Genomic DNA, 20017 nt, shown 5'->3' on the forward strand with positions numbered 1-20017 from the left:
TTTCTGGCGATCGGATCAACCGCGGGCGGCGGCCAGGGATTCCCGGGCTGCGGCGGCGACGTTCTCAGGGGTGAAGCCGAACTCGGCGAACAGGGTCTTGGCGTCGGCGGAGGCGCCGAAGTGCTCGAGGGAGACGATGCGTCCTGCGTCACCTGTGAAGCGGTACCACGTCAGACCGATCCCGGCCTCCACGGCGACGCGGGCCCGCACGGACGGCGGAAGGACGCGCTCGCGGTACTCCCGCGACTGCTCCTCGAACCACTCCACGGACGGCATCGACACGACCCGGGTGCCGATCCCCTCGGCCTCCAGCTGCTCGCGCGCGGCCACGGCGAGCTGGACCTCGGAGCCGGTGGCGATCAGGACGACCTCCGGGGTCCCGGTCGAGGACTCCTTCAGGACGTAACCGCCCTTCGCCGCATCGGGGTTGGGGGCATACGTCGGCACGCCCTGGCGGGTGAGCGCGAGACCGTGCGGGGCCGGGTCGGTGGCGTGCCGCTTGAGGATCTCGCCCCAGGCGATCGCCGTCTCGTTGGCGTCGGCAGGGCGAACGATGTTGAGACCCGGGATGGCGCGCAGGGAGGCCAGGTGCTCGACCGGCTGGTGGGTCGGCCCGTCCTCGCCCAGCCCGATGGAGTCGTGGGTCCAGACGTACGTGACCGGCAGCTGCATGAGCGCCGACATCCGCACCGCGTTGCGCATGTAGTCGGAGAACACCAGGAAGGTGCCGCCGTAGATCCGGGTGTTGCCGTGCAACGCGATGCCGTTCATCTCCGCGGCCATCGAGAACTCGCGGATGCCGAAGTGGACGGTGCGGCCGTACGGGTCGGCCTCCGGGAGCGGGTTGCCCTTCGGCAGGAAGGACGACGTCTTGTCGATGGTGGTGTTGTTCGAACCGGCCAGGTCCGCGGAGCCGCCCCACAGCTCGGGGACGATGGCGCCGAGGGCCTGCAGCACCTTGCCGGAGGCGGCGCGGGTGGCGACCGCCTTGCCCTCCTCGAAGACCGGCAGGGCGTCCTCCCAGCCCTCGGGCAGCTGGCCCGCGACGATCCGGTCGAACAGCTCCGCGCGCTCGGGGTTGGCGCCGCGCCACTTGTCGATCTGCTTGTCCCACGCGGCGTGCGCCTCGGCGCCACGGTCGAGGGCCTCGCGGGCGTGGGCGAGCACGTCGGCGTCGACCTGGAAGGACTGCTCGGGGTCGAAGCCGAGGATGCGCTTGGTGGCGGCGATCTCGTCCGCGCCGAGCGCGGAGCCGTGGGAGGCCTCCGTGTTCTGCGCGTTCGGGGCGGGCCAGGCGATGATCGTGCGCATCGCGATGATCGAGGGCCGCTCCGTCTCGGCCTGCGCGGCCTTGAGGGCCGCGTACAGGGCGGGTACGTCGATGTCGCCGCCGAGCGAGGGCTCGACGCGCTGCACGTGCCAGCCGTAGGCCTCGTAGCGCCCCAGGACGTCCTCGGAGAACGCGGTCGCGGTGTCGCCCTCGATGGAGATGTGGTTGTCGTCGTAGAGGAAGACCAGGTTGCCGAGCTTCTGGTGACCGGCCAGCGAGGACGCCTCGGCGGAGACGCCCTCCTCCAGGTCGCCGTCGGAGACGATCGCCCAGATGGTGTGGTCGAAGGGGGAGGTGCCCTCGGGCGCCTCGGGGTCGAACAGGCCGCGCTCGTAGCGGGCGGCCATCGCCATGCCGACGGCGTTGGCGACGCCCTGGCCGAGCGGCCCGGTGGTGGTCTCGACGCCGGCGGTGTGCCCGTACTCGGGGTGACCGGGCGTCTTGGAACCGTGCGTCCGGAACGCCTTCAGATCATCGAGCTCGACCTCGTATCCCGCCAGGAACAGCTGCGTGTAGAGAGTCAGCGAGGTGTGGCCGGGGGACAGAACGAAACGATCCCGACCGGTCCACTCGGGGTCGGCGGGATCGTGACGCATCACCTTCTGAAAGATCGTGTACGCGGCCGGGGCCAGGCTCATCGCCGTGCCCGGGTGGCCGTTGCCGACCTTCTGCACGGCATCGGCGGCGAGCAGACGGGCCGTGTCCACGGCGCGCCGGTCGAGTTCGGTCCATTCGAAGCTGTCCGGTGTCTGCGTGCTCATCTTCAAGAAGTCCTCGATCGAAGCGGCTGAACTGCTCTGATGCGTTCAAACTTAAAAGTCTGACTTTTACGGGGGAAGGTCGCTGTGTGTCAGCCTGTGGTGAAAGTGGGACACCGACAGCGCGACCGAGGCGGCACGAGTAGGACATGGCGGGCAGAACCATCCAAGGTGGAGACGGTGACGGCGGGGTGGACGGCATCCGAACGTTCCCTTTCCCGGTCGAGCTGAGTCTGGGCGGTGTCGGCATGCGAGTCGGCCCGATGGGGGCCGGTCGCACCTGGCACGCCGAGGGGGCGGCGCCCCTGGAGCGTGTGCACCGGATCGACTTCCACGTCGTGATGTTCTTCGACGACGGCCCCGTCCGCCACATGATCGACTTCGCGGAGTACGAGGCCTCGCTCGGCGACGTGCTGTGGATCCGCCCCGGCCAGGTCCACCGCTTCTCGGAAGCGAGCGAGTACCGCGGAACCGTCCTGGCCATGCAGCCCGGCTTCCTGCCCCGTGCCACGGTGGAGGCGACCGGCCTCTACCGCTACGACCTGCCGCCCCTGCTCCACCCCGACCAGGCGCAGCTGACGGCCCTGAAGTCCGCCCTCGCCCAACTGCAACGCGAGTACGAGGACACCACGACCCTGCCGCTCAGCCTGCACACCGCCGTGCTGCGGCACGCCCTCACGGCCTTCCTGCTGCGGCTGGCGCACCTGGCGGCCAGTTCGGCGGAGGCGGTGCGCCGTCAGTCGGACACGACGTTCACCCTGTTCCGGGACGCCGTGGAGAAGCACTTCGCCACCAACCACAGCGTCAGCGCCTACGCCGACTCCCTCGGCTACTCCCGGCGCACCCTCGTCCGCGCGGTCCGCGCCGCGACCGGTGAGACACCCAAGGGTTTCATCGACAAGCGGGTTGTCCTTGAGGCGAAGCGTCTGCTGGCCCACACGGAGATGCCGATCGGCCGGGTGGGGGCGGCCGTCGGTTTCCCCGACGCCGCGAACTTCTCGAAGTTCTTTCATCAGCACACGGATGTGACGCCGGCGGCGTTTCGCGCGGAGCTGCGGTAGGGCTGCGCCGGCTGTGCGGAAATGCGGTTCCGCCGCGGGGGTGACGTGCGTCGGCGTCTGCGGCTGCGTCGTGGCTGGTCGCACCCACGCGGCGGAGCCGCATATCAATACAGCCCCGCGCCCCTACCGGGCGCGGGGAACCCGCAAGCCTTCTCAGTGACCGAAGTCGAACCAGTTCACGTTCACGAAGTCCGCCGGCTGGCCGCTGGTGAAGGTCAGGTAGACGTCGTGGGTGCCGGTCACCGCGCTGATGTTCGCCGGGACCGTCCTCCAGGACTGCCAGCCGCCCGTGTTGGCGAGGGCGAAACTGCCGATCGGGGTGGCGGTACGGCTGTCCAGGCGTACCTCGACAAGGCCGCTCACCCCCGACGCGGCGCCGCTCGCCACGCGTGCGTAGAACTGTGTGGCCGCCGTGGAGCCGAAGTTGACGCCCTTGTAGAGGGCCCAGTCGCCGTTGGCCAGGGAGCCGATGTCCTGGCCGCCGCCGGTGTCGGAGGTGCTCTCCGTGGCGGTGCCGGACTGGCTGTCGTACGACTCCGCCTGGATGGCGCTGTAGGCGTCCCGGTTGCCGGAGGGCGGGGGTGTGGTCGTGCCTCCGCTGCTCGACAGGACCTGGACGTAGTCCACGAGCATCGGGTGGCCGGATTCCGTGGCGCTGGTCGGGCCGCCGCCGAACGCGGCCGGGAAGGCGCCGCCCATCGCCACGTTCAGGATGACGAAGAAACCGTGGTTGGTGGCGTTGGCCCAGGTCGTGGCGTCCATCTGACCGGCCGTGACGGTCTGGTAGTTGACGCCGTCGACGGAGAAGCGGATCGCCTCGGGGGTGACCGAGCGGTCCCACTCCATCGTGTAGGTGTGGAAGCCGGACTGGCACGTCGTGTTGGGGCATGCCGTCGAATTGCCGAGGCCCGTCGTCTCGTTGCACGGGCCACCCGGGTTCGTACCGCAGTGCATCGTCGCCCAGACCTTGTTGATGCCCTGGACGTTCTCCATGATGTCCAGCTCGCCGACGCTCGGCCAGTTCTGGTAGTTGCCGCGATAGGGGGCGCCCAGCATCCAGAACGCCGGCCAGTAGCCCGCCCCCGCCGCGCCGGTGACGTTGGGCATCTGGAGGCGGGCCTCGACGCGCAGCTTGCCGCCGGCCGGGGGCTGGAAGTCGGTGCGGTTGGTCTCGATACGGCCCGACGTCCAGTTGCCCGCGGAGTCGCGCAGCGGGGTGATGCGGAGGTTGCCGCTGCCGTCGAGCGAGACGTTGCTGGTGCTGTTCGTCATCGTCTCGACCTCACCGGTGCCCCAGTTGGCGGCGCCGCCAGGATACGAAGTACCGGTGTCGTACTGCCAGTTGGAGCTGTTGACGCCGGTTCCCGCCGAGCCGTTGAAGTCGTCGAGGAAGACCTGCGTCCAGCCCGACGGGGGTGTGGGCGCCGAGGCGTCGGCGGACTGGGTGGCGGCCGTGGCGAGCGCGGCGGCCAGGCCGAGCGTGCTGAGCACGGCGAGGAGCGCGCGTCGCCGTCTGGGTATGCCGGAGGTTGCACTCACGGGGGTGCCTCCCGGTTGCGGAGTGATGGGCTGCGGGGTGCCTTTGAGAGCGCTCTCAAAGTGGGCCCAATGTGCTCTCCGCCACCAGAACCGTCAAGAGTTAAAGCAAGGAAAGTGCTTTCCGGCGGCGGAAGTTCACCCCCTGAACGGTGCAAACGTGCTAAAGCGCGCTCCCCGCCTTCCACTCCGACCATGACAGATTCCAGCCGTTGAGCCCGTTGGCCGGGTCGACGGTCTTCTCGCCGGAGTTCTTGACGACGACCACGTCACCGAGCATCGAGGAGTCGTAGAACTTGTAGCCCGCCACGGAGCTGTCGTTCGCACCCTTCGCGTCGTGCAGGCCCACGCAGCCGTGGCTGGCGTTCTGGTGGCCGAACACCGAGGTGGACGCCCAGTAGTTGCCGTGCACGAAGGTGCCGGACGTGGTCAGGCGCTGGGCGTGCGGCACGTCGGAGATGTCGTACTCGTCGCCGAGGCCGACCGTGGAGGACTCCATGCGGGTCTGCTTGAACCGCTCGCTGATCACCATGATTCCTGACCAGGTGGTGTGCTGGGGGTTGCCGCCGCTGACCGGGTAGGTGGCGAGCCTCCCGCCGTCCCGCTCGACCACCATCTCCTTCGTGGCCAGGTCGACCGTACTGATCTGGGCGCGGCCGATGTGGAAGGTGACGTCCTTGTTCTGCACGCCGTAGACGCCGCCTGCGCCCTCGACGTCCTTCAGCCGCAGGCTGAGGGTGATCTTCGTGCCGGAGGCCCGGTAGGTCTCAGGGCGGAAGTCGAGGCGAGTGTCGCTGAACCAGTGGCCGACCACCTCGACGGCGGGCTCGGCGGTGACGGTGATGGCCTTCTGCACGGCGGCGCGGTCCGTCACGGCGTGCGTGAAGTTGATCGACACGGGCATGCCGACGCCGGAGGTGGAGCCCGCCTCGGGCGTGAAATAGCCGACGAACGTCTCGCCGGGTGACCTGGTGGTGAAGGTCGCAGTCCGTGTCGCGGCGCCCTCCGGGGTGGCCGTCACCGTGTACTTCGTCCCGGAGTACGGGTTCTTCGCCGACGTCCACCTGGTCTTCGCGTCGTTGAGCGAACCGGCCAGTGCGGAGCCGTCGTTGCCGGTGACCTTCACCGAGGCGAGGGTGCCGTCGGTCACGGTGACCTCGACGGGGCTGGTGAAGGCGGCCTTCCTGGTGCCGTCGGCGGGTGTGACCGAGACGGTCGGTTTCTTCGAGGCGGCGGCCGCGGATTCGCCGGACCTCGTCGTCCCCTCGGAGGCGCCCGCGGAACTGCTGCATCCGGTCAGTGCCGCGGCAGCGGGCACCGCGCCCAGCGCGCTCAGTACTCCACGCCGGGACCAATTCTGCGACTGCAGAGACCGGTTCGATATGTGCGAGACGCCCACGGCAGGCCTTTCTGGGATGTCCACCTTTTCCGGGTGCATCCTGCGCCGCCTGGATTTGTTGATCCTTTGAATTTCCCGGCTGATTCCTGAGATTCCTGTGAGGAATCGCGGTGAGAAGGACCGAAACCACGGTTGTGGGGGGCCCGGGGATTGTGAACAGAGTATGAGCGGCCCGACCGGGACCGACCGACCACCGCCGGAGGTATACGTGACCGAAGTCCGCGAGCAGCACACCGTGGCCGTCGTCGGAGCGGGCGCGGCGGGCACGCTGACCGCCGTCCAGCTCTGCGAGACGGCGACGCGCCGCCGGACACCGCTCGGCCTCGTCCTTCTCGACCCGGCCCCGGAGGCGGGCCGCGGCACCGCGTACGCCACGCGCGACCCGCGTCACCGCCTCAACGTGCCTGCGGGCGGCATGAGTTGCTACCCCGACGACCCCGGCCACTTCACCCGCTGGCTGTGCCGCCACGGCGAACCGTCCGTCACCGCCGCCGACTTCGCCACCCGCTACCGCTACGGCGCCTACCTCGCCGACACCCTCGCGCAGGCCATCGTCCGGGCTCAGGGCACGGTGACGGTACGACGGCTGCGCACCCGGGCCGAGAGCTGCACCGGCACCCCCGAGGGCCGGCCGGCGCTCCACCTCGCCGACGGAGGACACCTCACCGTCGACAGCGCGGTCCTGGCCACCGGGCCCGCCGCCCCCTCCGCGGCCTGGGCCCCGCCGGCACTGCGCGCCTCGGCCCGTTTCGTGGCCGCGCCCTGGGCCACGGGCGCGCTGGACGGCCCGCTCTCCGACACCGCCGACGTCCTCCTCGTCGGCACCGGACTGACGGCCGTCGACCTCTCCCTCACCCTCGACCGTCCCGGCCGCACGGTCCACGCCCTCTCCCGCAGCGGCCTGCTGCCCCAGCCGCACGCCCTCACGCCGGCCGGCCCGATGGACCCGCCCGAGAACCTCGACGACACCTCGCTGGGCCGCCTCCGCCGGGCCGTCTACCGGCACATCAGCCGCTCCGTGCGCACCCACGGGGACTGGCGCCCCGCCGTCGACAGCCTGCGCCCGCACACCGCCCGCCTCTGGGAGAGCCTCACCCCCGAGGACCGGGCCGAGTTCCTCGCCCGTGAGGGCGCCCTGTGGAACACCCACCGCCACCGGATGGCCCCCGCCACCGCCGAGTCCGTCGCCCGGGCCCGTACGGCTCGACGGCTCACCGTCCACACCGGCGCGGTGACGGACGCGGTGGAGCACGACGGTTCACTCATGCTCGCCTTCTCCAACGGCCGTACTCTGCACGTCGGTTGGGTGATCGACTGCACCGGCCCGGGCCGACGGTTCGACGACCCCCTGTGGCATTCCCTGTTCGCGTCCGGGGCCGCGGTGCCGGGCCCGCTCGGCATGGGCGTGGCCACCCGCGACGGGCGGCTGCTGGACTCGGAGGGCCGCGCGGACCGGCCGCTGTTCACGCTGGGCGCCCCGCGCCGCGGCGAACTGTGGGAGACCACCGCGATCCCCGAGATACGCGTCCAGGCGGCAGCCCTGGCAGGGCAGTTGCTCGCCCCGCTGACGGGGAGGACGGGCAGGCCCCGCACTTCCCGCCGTCCCGTCGACGGGCACGGGCTCGCCCTCTCCACCCACGCCGAGGCGGCCGCCGCGTACCGCGCCGGCCTCAACCGGGTCCTCAAGGTCCGCGCCGGCGCCGGGGACGCCTTCGCCCGAGCCGTGGCCCTCGACCCCGGGTTCGCGCTCGGCCACGCGGCCCTCGCCCTGCTCGGCCACGAGTGCGGCGCCGCCGTCGACGTACCGCGGGCACTCGCCGAGGCGCAGCGCTCCGCGCGCGAACACGCCGACGAGCGGGAGCGTTCCTTCGTGGACGTGGTCACGCGCCGGGTGCACGGCGACGACGGCGACACAGCCCTCGTACGCCACCTCGACGCGCACCCCGCCGATGCGCTCGCGCTGGCCGCCGCCGTGCCCACCATCGCCTTCTCCGGCGTCACCGACCTCGACGACGACCACGCACTGCGGCTGGTCGAGCGGACGTCCCCCGCCTACGACGGCCACTGGTTCCACACCTCGCTGCTCGCCTTTCTGCGGCAGGAGCAGGGCCGGCTGCACGAGGCCGGGGAACTCGCCCACCGCGCCCTGGCCCTGGAGCCCGCCTCGGGGCATGCCGTGCACGCGCTCGCCCACGTCCACTACGAGTCAGGCGTGCACGAGGCGGGCCGCGACTGGCTGGACGGCTGGGTGTCCGGGCAGGGCCGGGGCGCCGTCCACCGGGCCCACTTCTCCTGGCACATCGCCCTGCACGAACTCGCCCTCGACGACCCGGCGGCGGTGCGCAGGCGCTGGTTCGCACAGCTCGCACCGGGCCGGGTGGTGACCGGGGTGCGGGCGCTGGTCGACTCGGGGTCGCTGCTGTGGCGGGCCCGGCTGAGCGACAGCTGGCGGGGCGAGCTGCCCGCCGGGGACGTCCTGGACACGGTCGCCCGGGACGTCCTGGAACGTCCGGCGACCGCCTTCACGGCCCTGCATGCCGCTGTGGCGCTGGCCGCTGCGGGGGATCTGGCGGCGCTGCATCGGTTGCGGGACCATGCGGCGGGCGCCGACGCCGTGCAGCGGGAGGTGATCGTGCCGTTGTGCGAGGCCTTTGCCGCACTCGTCGAGGAGCGCTTCCACGAGGCCGCGCGCGAGCTGGACGGGTTGCTGCCGGTGCTGCACAGGGTCGGCGGCAGCGCCGCCCAACGCGAAGTCGTCGAGGAGACGCTTCTGTACGCTCTGGTGTCGGCGGGCCGCTGCGACGCCGCCCGCCGCCTGCTGGACACCCGCCTGGACCGCAAGGAGGCGCCGCGCGATCGGCGGATGCGGGCCGGCCTGTCGGCCTGAGGGCTGCGTATGCGCCGCTGGAAGTGCCGCGATGTGTTGTCGGGCGTCTGCGGCGCCGTCGTGGCTGGGCGCGCAGTTCCCCGCGCCCCTTCGGGGCCCGGGGAACTGCGCGCCCAGTCCTCAGCTGTGCGTCAACTCCCTTTGCGAGACTGCCTCTTCCCTCAACCCGTACCGCTCGTGCACCCGCCGCAGCGACCCCGGTGCCCACCACGCCCGGCGTCCCAGCAGTGTCATCGTCGCCGGGACCAGCAGCATGCGTACGACCGTCGCGTCGATCAGGACCGCGAGGGTGAGGCCCAGGCCGATCTGGAGGATGGGGGAGAAGCCGCCCGTCATGAAGGCGCCGAAGACGACGGCGAGGAGCAGGGCGGCGCAGGTGACCACGCGGCCGGAGCGGCGCAGACCGGTCACCACGGCCTCCTGGTCGTCTCCGGTTAGGCCCCGTGCCTCCCGCATCCGGGCCAGGATGAACAGCTCGTAGTCCATGGCCAGTCCGAAGGCGATCGCGACGATCAGGGGCGGGGCGGTCAGGCTCAGCGCGCCCAGGCCCTCGGCGCCCAGCGCGCCGGCCAGGTGGCCGTCCTGGAAGACCCAGACCACCACGCCGAGCGCCGCGCCCAGACTGAGCAGCGTGGTCAGGATCGTGCGCAGCGGGATCAGCACCGAGCCCGTGAACGCGAACAGCAGGATGAAGATGCCGGCCAGCACGGTCAGGGCGGCCCAGGGCGCCCGGTCGGAGAGCATCGCGCGGAAGTCGACCAGACGGGCGGCGGGCCCGGTGACCTGGACCGGTGCTGTGCCGCGCAGGTCCCGTACCTGCTTGACCAGGTCGGTGGCCTCCTTGCCGTCGACCCTGCCGGACGGCTGGAGCTGTACGACCGTGGCGCCGCCGGGCAGTTCGCGGGACTGCGCAGTGGGAGACAGGGCGCGGATCCGGGCTGCGGTCGAGGAGTCGGTGCCCGGCTTCAGGACGACGGTGACCGGCGAGACCCCCGTGCCCGCCGGGAAGTGCGCGTCGACCGTGTCGTACAACTGCCGTGCCTCGGTGCTCGCGGGCAGCTGGGTCGCGTCGCCGATCTCGATCTTCATGCCGGTGACGGGCAGCGCCAGGACGAGCAGGGCCGGGACGACCGTGGCCAGGACGGCCACGCGGCGGCGGGCCGAGAAGCGGGCCACGCGGGCGAAGAAGCGGCCCTCCTCACCCTCCGGCAGGGCCTTCGCCGGGGCGATCTTCGCGCCGAACCTGGCCAGCAGCGCCGGCAGCAGCGTCAGCGCGGCCAGCATGTCGATGACGACCACGGCGGCCACCGCCAGGCCCATGCTGCGCAGGAACACGCTGGGGAAGACGAGCAGACCGGTCAGGCTGACGGCCACCGTGAGCCCGGAGAACAGCACCGTCCGCCCGGCGGCTGCGACCGTCCGGTGCACCGCCTCCACGACATCCTCGGTGGTGCGGCGCTCCTCACGGAAGCGGACCAGCATCAACAGGGCGTAGTCCACGGCGAGTCCGAGGCCCAGCATGGTGGTCACCTGGATCGCGTACACCGAGATGTCGGTGATTTGGCTGAACCCGAACAGTGCCAGGAAGGCGCCCGCGATCCCGCTCACCGCGATCACCAGCGGCAGCCCGGCCGCGCGCAGCCCGCCGAACACGACGAGCAGCAGGGCGAGTACGACGGGAAGCGAGATCAACTCGGCGTGCTTCACGTCCTGTTGGGCCCGCTCACCGAGCTGCTTGCCCAGCAACGGGCCGCCGCTGACGTGGACCTCGGGCGCGTCGATCTGCTTGATCCGGTCGGCCGCCGCGTCCACCGCCTTCTCCTCGGCGTCGTCGCCGAGACCGCCCTTGAAGGTGACGGGGACGATCAGGGCCTGCCCGTCGGCGGCGGTCAGACCGTGGGTCCGGTACGGGTCCGGGACCGCGGCGACTCCGGCGACACCGCGTACGTCGGCCACGGCCCGCTCGACCTGCTCGCGCAGTCCGGGGTCGGAGACGGCGGTCCCCGCGACGACCGCGGTGATCGACTCGCCCGTCGGGTCGACGCGGTCCAGGTACTGGGCGGCCCGCTCCGACTCGGTGCCCGGCACCTCGGGCACGTTGTCGGAGAGCCGCCCGAAGACGCCCGTCCCCAGCCCGAAGCCGAGCAGCAGGAAGAGCACCCACAGAAGGATGACGGTCAGCGGGCGGCGGGTAGCTGCCCGGGCGAGTGTGGAGAGCACGGTCCCTCCCGGCGGGTCGTCGTTTGCCATCGCCCTCAGGCTCGTGCCGACGGGGGGTGTACCGAATCACCGGAGGGAGCGGTTTCGAGGCCTCGGTCGTGCGGGGGAGGCGGGACCCCGGCTCCCTCCGGAGAGGGAGCGGCGGGAATCGTTCGTACGGTTGGGGCGGTTGTCGGAACGAAGCAGCCGCGATCTTCGAGGAGCCCGTATGTCCGGCGAACCCGCTGTCCGTGAACTCCGTCTGGTCGTCACCGCCGACGACTACGACGAGGCACTGCGCTTCTACCGCGACGTCCTCGGCCTGCCCGAGCGTGCCGCGTTCTCCTCGCCGGACGGCCGGGTCACCATCCTCGAGGCGGGGCGGGCCACCCTGGAGCTGACCGACCCCAACCATGCCGACTTCATCGACGAGGTCGAGGTGGGCCGACGCGTGGCCGGGCACATCCGGGTCGCCTTCCAGGTGGACGACTCGGCCGCCATCACGGCGAAGCTGGCCGCGGCGGGAGCCGAAGTGGTCGCCGAACCGACACGCACCCCGTGGAACTCGTTGAACTCCCGGCTTGAGGCCCCGGGCGCCCTGCAACTGACCCTCTTCGAGGAGCTCGGCGACGAGGGAGACGAGGGAGACGAGGGAGACCAGGGAGAGCAGGGAGAGCAGGGAGAGCAGGGAGACTAGGCGGAACCCGGCGTCACCAGCCCCGTCTCGTACGCGCAGATCACCGCCTGCACCCGGTCCCTGAGCCCCAGCTTGCTCAGCACGTTGCTGACATGGGTCTTGACGGTGTGCTCGCTCACGAAGAAGGCCGTGGCGATCTCGGCGTTGGACAGGCCGCGGGCCAGCAGCCGCAGCGTCTCCACCTCACGGGCGGTCAACGCGTCCAGCCGCTGCGGGGTGACCGAGGCGGCGGCCTGCTCGCGGCGCCGCTGCACGAGGTCCGCGACCAGCCGCCGCGTCACCGTCGGCGCGAGAAGCGAGTCGCCGGCCGCGACCACCCGTACGGCGTGCACCAGGTCGTCGCGGCGCACGTCCTTGAGGAGGAAGCCGCTGGCGCCCGCGTACAGCGCCTCGTACACGTACTCGTCGAGGTCGAACGTGGTCAGCATGACCACCTTGCAGCAGGACTGCGCGCACACCCGCCGTGCCGCCTCCAGCCCGTCCATGACCGGCATCCGGATGTCCAGGAGCAGCACGTCCGGCGTGTGCTGCTGGACGGCCGCGACCGCCTGAGCGCCGTCGCCGGCCTCGGCGACCACCTCGATGTCCTGCTGCGCCTCCAGGATCATGCTGAAACCGCTGCGGACCAGTTCCTGGTCGTCGGCGACGACCACCCGGATGCTCACCCGAGGGCCGCCTGACGGTCGGCGGCGGCAGGCAGGCGTACGACGACCCGGAAGCCGCCGTCCGGTCCGCGTCCGGCCTCGGCGCTGCCCCCGCAGGCGGCGGCCCGTTCCCGGATGCCGATCAGCCCGTGCCCGCCGCTTGGTGCCGCGGGGCCCTGTCCGTCGTCGGTCACCGTGAGGGTCAACAGGTCCTCCGTCCAGTCGAGTTCGACGGTCGCGCAGGAAGCGTACGCATGCTTCACGGTGTTGGTCAGGGCCTCCTGCACCACGCGATAGGCGGCGACCTCGGCGTCCGCGGGCAGGGGGTGGGGTCGGCCGGTGGTGTGCAACTCGACCCGCAGGCCCGCCGATTCGCCGACCTGGCGCAGCAGTCGCGGAAGCGCCGCCACGCCCGGCTGTGGTGAAGTGCCGTTGCCCTGCTCCTCCTTGAGCACCCCGAGGATCCGGCGCAACTGCGCCATCGCGTCCCGCCCGGCCGCTGCGATCGCGTCGAAGGAGGCCTCCGCACGCTCCGGATCACTGCGCACCACGACCGGGCCCGCCTCCGCCTGCACCACCATCAGACTCACGGCATGGGCGAGGATGTCGTGCATGTCCCGGGCGATCCGGGCGCGTTCCTGAGCGATGGCTCGCGCGGTGTCCGCGGCGCGCTCCCGCTCCACCCGCCGGGCCCGGTCCTCCAGCTCCGCGGTGTAGGCGCGCTGGACGCGGGCCAGCCATCCGAGGGCGTAGGCGCAGGCGATGCACAGCAGATGGAAGGCGTACTCGAAGGGGCGGGCGTCCTCCTTGTGCTGCATGGTGACGGTGGTTCCGATCGCCCAGCCGACCAGCATCACGCGCCGCTGCCAGGGCAGGCCCCGGGCGGCCATGGTGTAGAGGACGACCAGCCCGCCGTACATCACATCCGGCGGGGGCGCGTGGTAGACGGCCATCGCGGGCGTGGCCGCCGACACGGCCCACGCGGTCGCGAACGGTGCCCGCCGCCGCCACACCAGCGGCACCGCCGTCGCGGCACCCAGCAGCCAGCCCTGCCAGGTGAGCCGGTCGTCCCCCTCGTCGGGGAAGAGCCACTGCAGCGAGACGGCGAACAGGACGAGCGCGGCGAGGGCGGCGTCGACGGCGTACGGATTCGCCGTCCGCAGGCGCGCGGCGGCCTGCGTGAACCAGGACTGCGGGGACATGGGCGGCTCCTCGGGACAAGGGCCGTTCCAGTATCGCGAGGGGTGCGGGGGCGGGGCCTCGCCGGTGAGAGGGATATCCGGCGCCGGTCGGGCGCTAGTCAGCGGAGCGCAGCCGGGCCGTGCGGGTTTGTCATCCCTTAACTAGCAGTGCTCACCTACTCGTTCGTAATCTCGCGGCCTCACTCATCGCGCAGAAGGGACGTTGTGATGGTGACGGCACAGAGGACGAAGAGGAAGCCGCGGAAGGGGAGAGCCGCACTCATCGGGGCCGGAGCCCTGCTCGGCGGGCTGATAGCCGTTCCGGCCGTGGCCGCTTCGGCCGGGACGAGCGGGGCGTGTTCCGATCCCGACGACGCGATCTACCGGCCACCGGTGAGCGCGACCGCCGCCCCCGGCGACGTCATCGCCTGCCGTACCGTCGACTCCCTGCCCATGGTGGGAAGCGGCACCCCGATCAACGCATGGAAGGTGCAGTACGGCTCCACCGACGGCCACGGCAGGAAGGACGCCGTCGCCGGCACGGTGATCGTGCCCCGCGAGGCGTGGCAGGGGCCGGGCGAGCGGCCGCTGGTCGCGTTCGTGCCCGGCACCCTCGGCATCGGACCGCAGTGCGCCTTCTCCAAGCAGCTCGCCGGCGAGTACCAGGACGCCTACGAGGGGCCCAACATCGCGGCGCTGCTCAAGGCCGGGTTCGCCGTCGCGGCGACCGACGGCGCCGGATACCTGGACGGCCAGGTCCACCCGTACGTCTCCGGCGCCGACGCCGGACACGCCGTCCTCGACGTCGTACGCGCCGCCTCCCGGCTGCCCGGCAGCGGGGTGAGCCCGGACGCGCAGGTCGGGATCTGGGGCTACTCGGAGGGCGGTGCGGGCAGCCTGTGGGCCGCGCAGCTCGCCACCTCGTACGCCCCCGAGGTGAAGGTGGCCGGTGTGGCGTCCGGAGGGGTTCCGGGCGACCTGAAGCAGGTGGGGAACGCGCTCGACGGCGGGGCGTTCGCCGGGTTCCTGGTGGACGCGGTGATCGGACTGTCGGTCACCCACCCGGACATGCCCTTCGACGGACTCCTCAACGACACGGGCCGCAAGGCGGTCAAGGACGCCGAGTCGCTCTGCGCGGTCGGCACCGTCGCACGCTTCACCGGCGCCCACATCGAGAACTACACCAAGGACAGGCTCACCCTCGACCAGCTCTACGCCCTGCGCGGCCCCGACGGCACGACCTGGGGCGAGATCGCCGACACCGACAAACTGGGCGTCGGCGTGGGCCCGTCCGGATCCGGGGCCCGATACGAGATCGGCTTCCCGGTCCTGCAGTACCGCGGTCTCCTCGACGAGGTGATCCCCGCCGAGACCGGCCAGGGCACGCGCCGCGCCTACTGCGACGCGGGGATTGCCACGCAGTGGACCTCGTACGCGGGCGACCATCTCCTCGGCGACCCGCAGGCGATCGGCGACTCGGTCGACTGGCTCACCGACCGCTTCGCCGGCAAACCGATGCACGGCAACTGCTGAGCGACCTCTACGGCTCCTTCGCCGGCCGCCACCCCAGGGCCCGCGAAATGCCGCGTGCCGCAAGCCGCACCGCGGGCGCCAGCACCGGTACCTGTGCGTCGGCTTGCGGCACCACCACCGACACGGCGGCGGCCACCGCCCCGCCCGGCCCGCGCACCGGGGCGGCCACCGACAGAGCGTCGTCGGTGACCTGCCGGCTGCTCACCGCGACTCCCGTGCGCCGCACCTCGGCCAGCACCCGGCGCAGCCGCGCCGGCTCGGTGATGGTGTACGGCGTGAACGACGCGAGCGGGCCCGCGCAGTACTCCTCCTGCATCTCCGGACCGCAGTGCGCCAGAAGCGCCAGCCCGACCCCGGTGGCGTGCAGCGGCCAGCGCGCCCCGACGCGTATGTGCACGCCGACGGCGCTGCGACCGGAGATCCACTCGATGTAGACGACCTCCCGTCCGTCCCGCACCGCCAACTGCACGTTCTCGTGCGTCGCCTCGTACAGGTCCTCCAGGTACGGCAGCGCGATCTGCCGCAGCGCGAGTCCGCGCGGGGCCAGTGCCGCGACCTCCCACAGTCTGAGCCCGACGTGGTAGACGCCGGATGCGTCCCGCTCCAGGGCGCCCCATTCGGTGAGGGCGCCCACCAGACGGTGGGCGGTGGTGAGGGTCAGCCCGGCCCGCCGGCTGATGTCCGTGAGGGACAGCGCCGGGTGCTCGTGGTCGAACGCGGCGAGCACGGCGAGCAGCCGGTCGGGGGCGGAGCGGGTGGTCATGGCCGGGCGATCTCCCACAGCATCAGCGCTCAGCCGAGTCCGTCCTCGGCGATCCGCAGCAACAGTGCGTGCAGCGTCTCGCGTTCGGCCGGTTCGAGTGGCTCGAAGAGCTCGTTCGTCGCGCGCAGGCCCGCCTCGTCGCTGTCGCGCAGGAAGGCGCGGCCGCCCTCGGTGAGGACGACGATGCGGCTGCGGCGGTCGTCGGGGGAGGGGCGGCGCTCGGCGAAGCCCAGCTTCTCCAGGTCGTCGACCAGGCCGACGATCGCGCTCGGGTCGTAGCCGAGGCGGGTGCTGAGTTCGCGCTGCAGGGCGCCGTCGGAGGTGGCGAGGAAGCGCAGGACCGCATAGTGCCGCAGGCGCAGCCCCGACTCCTGCAGGAAGGCGTTGAACAGCTGTCCGGAGCGCAGGCCCAGGCGGTAGAGCAGGTAGCCCGTGTCCGCGTGCAGCCCACGCATCCATGGCTCGTCCGCGTCGATCGAGGCTGCGTTCGTGGCGTGCTGACGGGTGATGGCGGGCTCCCTGGTCTCGGCCCCTCGGGGGCGCGGTTCTTCGTGCAGATTCCAGCATGTCGCACCCGGAGGTCTTCAACAACTATTGACGTCAACAATTATTGCTCTTAGCTTCGATCTCGAAGCCGCAGTGCGGAACGTCGCGGTGCAGCAGCCGCACCACCCGCATCACCTCGTGAAGGGACCCACCCGTGCCCAGCATCGATCTCACCGGCAAGGTCGCCGTCGTCACCGGCAGTGGCCGGGGCCTCGGCCTCGCCTACGCGCACGCCCTGGCTGCCCACGGCGCGTCCGTGGTCGTCAACGACGTCGACGAGGCGGTGGCCGAGGCGGCCGTGAAGTCCATCGCCGAGGCAGGCGGCAAGGCCGTCGCCGAGGTGGTCCCGGTCGGTACGACCGAGGCCGCCGACCGGCTCGTGAACCGGGCGGTCGAGGAGTTCGGGCGGCTGGACATCCTGGTCACCAACGCCGGCATCCTGCGCGACAAGGTGCTGTGGAAGATGTCCGACGACGACTTCGACGCGGTGATCACCACCCACCTCAAGGGCACCTTCACCTGCGCCCGCGCCGCCGCGATCCGGATGCGCGAGCAGGGCGAGGGCGGCACTCTGATCCTGGTCGGCTCCCCGGCCGGGCAGCGCGGCAACTTCGGGCAGACGAACTACTCCGCCGCCAAGGCCGGCATCGCCGCCTTCGCCCGCACCTGGTCGATGGAGCTGGGCCGCGCGAACATCACCGTCAACGCGATCGTGCCGGTCGCCGCGACCGCGATGACCGAGACCATCCCCGCCTTCGCCCCGTACATCGAGGCCATGAAGAACGGCGAGCCGCTCCCGGACTTCCTGCGCAAGGGCGAGGGCTTCGGCACCCCCGAGGACTGCGCGGCCCTCGTCCCGTTCCTCGCCTCCGAGGCCGCGCGCGGGATCACCGGCCAGGCCATCGGCATCGGCGGCGACAAGGTGGCACTCTGGTCGCATCCGCAGGAGATCAAGGCGGCCTACGCCGACGGCGGCTGGACCCCGGACACCCTGGCCGCCGCCTTCCCCACCTCGGTCGGCGCCGAACTGCAGAGCGTCGGCGTCCCCGCCCCGAAGTTCCCGGAGGCCTGAGCATGACGACCCTCAATGTCGAGGAACTCGTCGCGATCGACGTCCACACCCACGCGGAGGTCTCCTCCAAGGGCCACTCCTCCCTGGACGACGACCTGCACGACGCGTCATCCGCCTACTTCAAGGTCGAGGGCAAGCGGAAGCCGACCCTGGAGGAGACGGCCGCCTACTACCGCGAGCGGAAGATGGCCGCCGTGATCTTCACGGTGGACGCCGAGTCCGCCACCGGCACCGCGCCCGTCCCGAACGAGGAGGTCGCCGAGGCCGCGGCCGCCAACGCGGACGTCCTCATCCCCTTCGCCTCCATCGACCCCTTCCGCGGGAAGGCGGGCGTGAAGCAGGCTCGCCGCCTCGTCGAGGAGTACGGGGTGAAGGGGTTCAAGTTCCACCCCAGCATCCAGGGCTTCTTCCCCAACGACCGCTCGGTGGCGTACGACCTCTACGAGGTGATCGAGGAGACGGGCACCATCGCCCTCTTCCACACGGGCCAGACGGGCATCGGCGCCGGCGTCCCCGGCGGTGGCGGGATCAGGCTCAAGTACTCCAACCCCCTCCACGTGGACGACGTCGCCGCCGACTTCCCGCACCTCAAGATCATTCTGGCGCACCCGTCCTTCCCCTGGCAGGACGAGGCCCTCGCCGTCGCCACGCACAAGCCGGGCGTGCACATCGATCTGTCCGGCTGGTCGCCGAAGTACTTCCCGCCGCAGCTCGTGCAGTACGCGAACACGCTGCTCAAGGACAAGGTCCTCTTCGGCTCCGACTTCCCCGTCCTGACCCCCGACCGCTGGCTCCGCGACTTCGAGCAGCTGTCGATCAAGGACGAGGTGAAGCCGAAGATCCTCAAGGAGAACGCCGCCCGCCTGCTCGGGCTGACGAAGCCGTAAGGGGCCGTAGATGCGCAACGAGGGACTCGGGTCATGGCCCGCACGCCGGGCCCGCAAGACCCCGCACCGCACCGCACTGGTCCACGGCGGCACGACGCTCACCTACGGCGAGCTGCACACCCGCACCACCCGCCTCGCGCACGCCCTGCGCGCCCGGGGCGTGCGGCGCGGCGACCGGATCGCCTACCTCGGGCCCAACCACCCTTCCTTCCTGGAGACCCTGTTCGCAGCGGGCATGCTCGGCGCGATCTTCGTACCGCAGAACACCCGCCTGGCCGGCCCCGAGATCGCCTACCAGCTCGCCGACTCCGGCGCGAAGGTCCTCGTCTACGGCCCCTCGCACGGGGGCCTCGTCGCCGGGCTGCCGGGCAGCACGGACGTACGCGTGTATCTCGAAGTCGGCCCGGAATACGAGGAGTTGCTCGACGCGTCCACGGACGAACCGATCGACGAGCCCGTTGCCGCCGACGACACCTGCCTCATCCTCTACACCTCGGGGACGACGGGCCGCCCGAAGGGTGCGATGCTCTCGCACGCCAACGTCACCTGGAACTCCGTCAACTTTCTCATCGACAAGGACCTCCACGCCGACGAACGCGCCCTGGTCTCCGCCCCGTTGTTCCACATTGCGGGCCTTACGGTGCTCACCCTGCCCGTGCTGATGAAGGGCGGCACCTGCGTCCTCGTCGAGGCCTTCGACCCGGGCGAAACCCTTGAACTGGTCGAGCAGCACCGGATCACCTACATGTTCGGGGTGCCGGCGATGTTCGAGCAGGTCGCCCGCCATCCGCGCTGGGCGGAGGCGGACCTGTCCAGCCTGCGCATGCTCAGCTGCGGCGGCGCCCCCGTGCCGACCCCGCTCATCGAGACCTACCAGACACGCGGCCTGGCCTTCCTGCAGGGCTACGGGATGACCGAGGCGCTCGGCGTGCTCTTCCTCGACGGGGAGCACTCGGTCAGCAAGGGTGGCTCGGCCGGTGTCCCCCACTTCTTCAGCGACGTGCGCGTGGTCGGACCGGGCCTCTCCCCGGTCGCACCGGGGGAGAACGGCGAGGTGCTGGTGCGCGGGCCCAGCGTGATGTCCGGCTACTGGGGTCTGCCGGAGGAGACGGCGGCCTCCTTCGCGGACGGCTGGTTCCGTACCGGGGACGCGGCGCGCGTCGACGAGGACGGCTACGTCTACATCGTCGACCGCATCAAGGACATGATCATCTCCGGGGGCGAGAACATCTACCCCGCCGAGATCGAGGACCGCCTCCTCGCCCACCCCGACATCGTCGAGTGCGCCGTCATCGGCGTGCCGGACGAGAAGTGGGGCGAGGTGCCGCGCGCGGTCGTCGTGCCGCGCGAGGGCGCCACGATCGACGCCGACGAGATCCTCGCCTCCCTCGCCGGACAGCTCGCCAAGTACAAGATCCCGAAGTCGGTGGTCCTCGCGGACGAACTCCCGCGCACCGCCTCCGGAAAGCTCCTCAAGTCCCGTGTGCGCAAGCGCTACGGCACCAATTCCTGAGACTCCCGAGT

General features: G+C 71.3%; 15 protein-coding genes. 7 read left to right on the plus strand and 8 right to left on the minus strand.

What is annotated here, in order from left to right; genetic code table 11:
• Positions 1-15: 15 nt before the first annotated feature.
• Positions 16-2091 carry a transketolase gene (gene tkt / locus EDD92_RS39155; RefSeq protein WP_123968675.1) on the minus strand — a complete coding sequence of 692 codons (2076 nt, stop codon included), beginning with the start codon at positions 2089-2091 and terminating at the stop codon, positions 16-18.
• A gap of 146 nt (positions 2092-2237) precedes the next feature.
• Here tkt and EDD92_RS39160 point away from each other — a divergent pair, with 146 nt between their 5' ends.
• The gene (locus EDD92_RS39160; RefSeq protein WP_123968676.1) at positions 2238-3149 is read left to right on the plus strand and encodes an AraC family transcriptional regulator; all 912 of its coding nucleotides are present in this window, start codon (positions 2238-2240) and stop codon (positions 3147-3149) included.
• Positions 3150-3302: 153 nt separating this feature from the next.
• On the opposite strand, the gene EDD92_RS39165 is transcribed toward EDD92_RS39160, so the two are convergent.
• Positions 3303-4688, minus strand: a complete 1386-nt coding sequence (locus tag EDD92_RS39165; RefSeq protein WP_123968677.1) for a glycoside hydrolase family 16 protein — start codon at positions 4686-4688, stop codon at positions 3303-3305.
• A gap of 160 nt (positions 4689-4848) precedes the next feature.
• Positions 4849-6084 (minus strand): Ig-like domain-containing protein, encoded by a 1236-nt coding sequence (locus EDD92_RS39170; RefSeq protein WP_123970746.1) that lies wholly within the window; start codon positions 6082-6084, stop codon positions 4849-4851.
• A 208-nt stretch (positions 6085-6292) separates the two neighbouring features.
• Between EDD92_RS39170 and EDD92_RS39175 the strand changes: the two genes are divergently transcribed.
• Positions 6293-8971 (plus strand): FAD/NAD(P)-binding protein, encoded by a 2679-nt coding sequence (locus tag EDD92_RS39175; protein ID WP_260327074.1) that lies wholly within the window; start codon positions 6293-6295, stop codon positions 8969-8971.
• A gap of 120 nt (positions 8972-9091) precedes the next feature.
• On the opposite strand, the gene EDD92_RS39180 is transcribed toward EDD92_RS39175, so the two are convergent.
• On the minus strand, positions 9092-11191 hold the full coding sequence (locus tag EDD92_RS39180; RefSeq protein ID WP_123970748.1) for an MMPL family transporter: 2100 nt from the start codon (positions 11189-11191) through the stop codon (positions 9092-9094).
• A gap of 208 nt (positions 11192-11399) precedes the next feature.
• Here EDD92_RS39180 and EDD92_RS39185 point away from each other — a divergent pair, with 208 nt between their 5' ends.
• The gene (locus EDD92_RS39185; RefSeq protein WP_123968678.1) at positions 11400-11867 is read left to right on the plus strand and encodes a VOC family protein; all 468 of its coding nucleotides are present in this window, start codon (positions 11400-11402) and stop codon (positions 11865-11867) included.
• On the opposite strand, the gene EDD92_RS39190 is transcribed toward EDD92_RS39185, so the two are convergent.
• Both EDD92_RS39190 and EDD92_RS39195 read right to left on the minus strand, forming a co-directional pair.
• Positions 11864-12532, minus strand: coding sequence for a response regulator transcription factor (locus EDD92_RS39190; RefSeq protein WP_123968679.1), 669 nt, complete (start codon positions 12530-12532; stop codon positions 11864-11866). The genes EDD92_RS39185 and EDD92_RS39190 overlap by 4 nt on opposite strands.
• A complete protein-coding gene (locus EDD92_RS39195; protein ID WP_123968680.1) occupies positions 12529-13713 on the minus strand; it encodes a sensor histidine kinase in 1185 nt (394 codons plus the stop codon). Before EDD92_RS39195 ends, EDD92_RS39190 begins: the two co-directional genes overlap by 4 nt.
• 207 nt (positions 13714-13920) lie before the next feature.
• Here EDD92_RS39195 and EDD92_RS39200 point away from each other — a divergent pair, with 207 nt between their 5' ends.
• Complete coding sequence (locus EDD92_RS39200) at positions 13921-15225, plus strand: lipase family protein (RefSeq protein ID WP_123968681.1); 1305 nt, start codon at positions 13921-13923, stop codon at positions 15223-15225.
• A gap of 7 nt (positions 15226-15232) precedes the next feature.
• Here the strand turns inward: EDD92_RS39200 and EDD92_RS39205 are convergent, their stop codons facing one another.
• On the minus strand, positions 15233-15988 hold the full coding sequence (locus EDD92_RS39205; protein ID WP_123968682.1) for an IclR family transcriptional regulator: 756 nt from the start codon (positions 15986-15988) through the stop codon (positions 15233-15235).
• A 29-nt stretch (positions 15989-16017) separates the two neighbouring features.
• A complete protein-coding gene (locus tag EDD92_RS39210) occupies positions 16018-16443 on the minus strand; it encodes a MarR family winged helix-turn-helix transcriptional regulator (protein WP_123968683.1) in 426 nt (141 codons plus the stop codon).
• Between the two features lie 245 nt (positions 16444-16688).
• Between EDD92_RS39210 and EDD92_RS39215 the strand changes: the two genes are divergently transcribed.
• Genes EDD92_RS39215 through EDD92_RS39225 form a run of 3 tightly spaced genes read left to right on the plus strand, consistent with a single transcriptional unit; the run spans position 16689 to position 20006 of the window.
• A complete protein-coding gene (locus EDD92_RS39215; RefSeq protein ID WP_123968684.1) occupies positions 16689-17606 on the plus strand; it encodes an SDR family NAD(P)-dependent oxidoreductase in 918 nt (305 codons plus the stop codon).
• 2 nt (positions 17607-17608) lie between these two features.
• Positions 17609-18493 (plus strand): amidohydrolase family protein, encoded by an 885-nt coding sequence (locus EDD92_RS39220; RefSeq protein ID WP_030936492.1) that lies wholly within the window; start codon positions 17609-17611, stop codon positions 18491-18493.
• A 10-nt stretch (positions 18494-18503) separates the two neighbouring features.
• Positions 18504-20006: a long-chain fatty acid--CoA ligase gene (locus EDD92_RS39225; protein WP_123968685.1), complete on the plus strand. Its 1503-nt coding sequence runs from the start codon at positions 18504-18506 to the stop codon at positions 20004-20006.
• Positions 20007-20017 lie beyond the last annotated feature (11 nt).

Source organism: Streptomyces sp. TLI_185, from assembly GCF_003814765.1.
GTDB lineage: Bacteria > Actinomycetota > Actinomycetes > Streptomycetales > Streptomycetaceae > Streptomyces.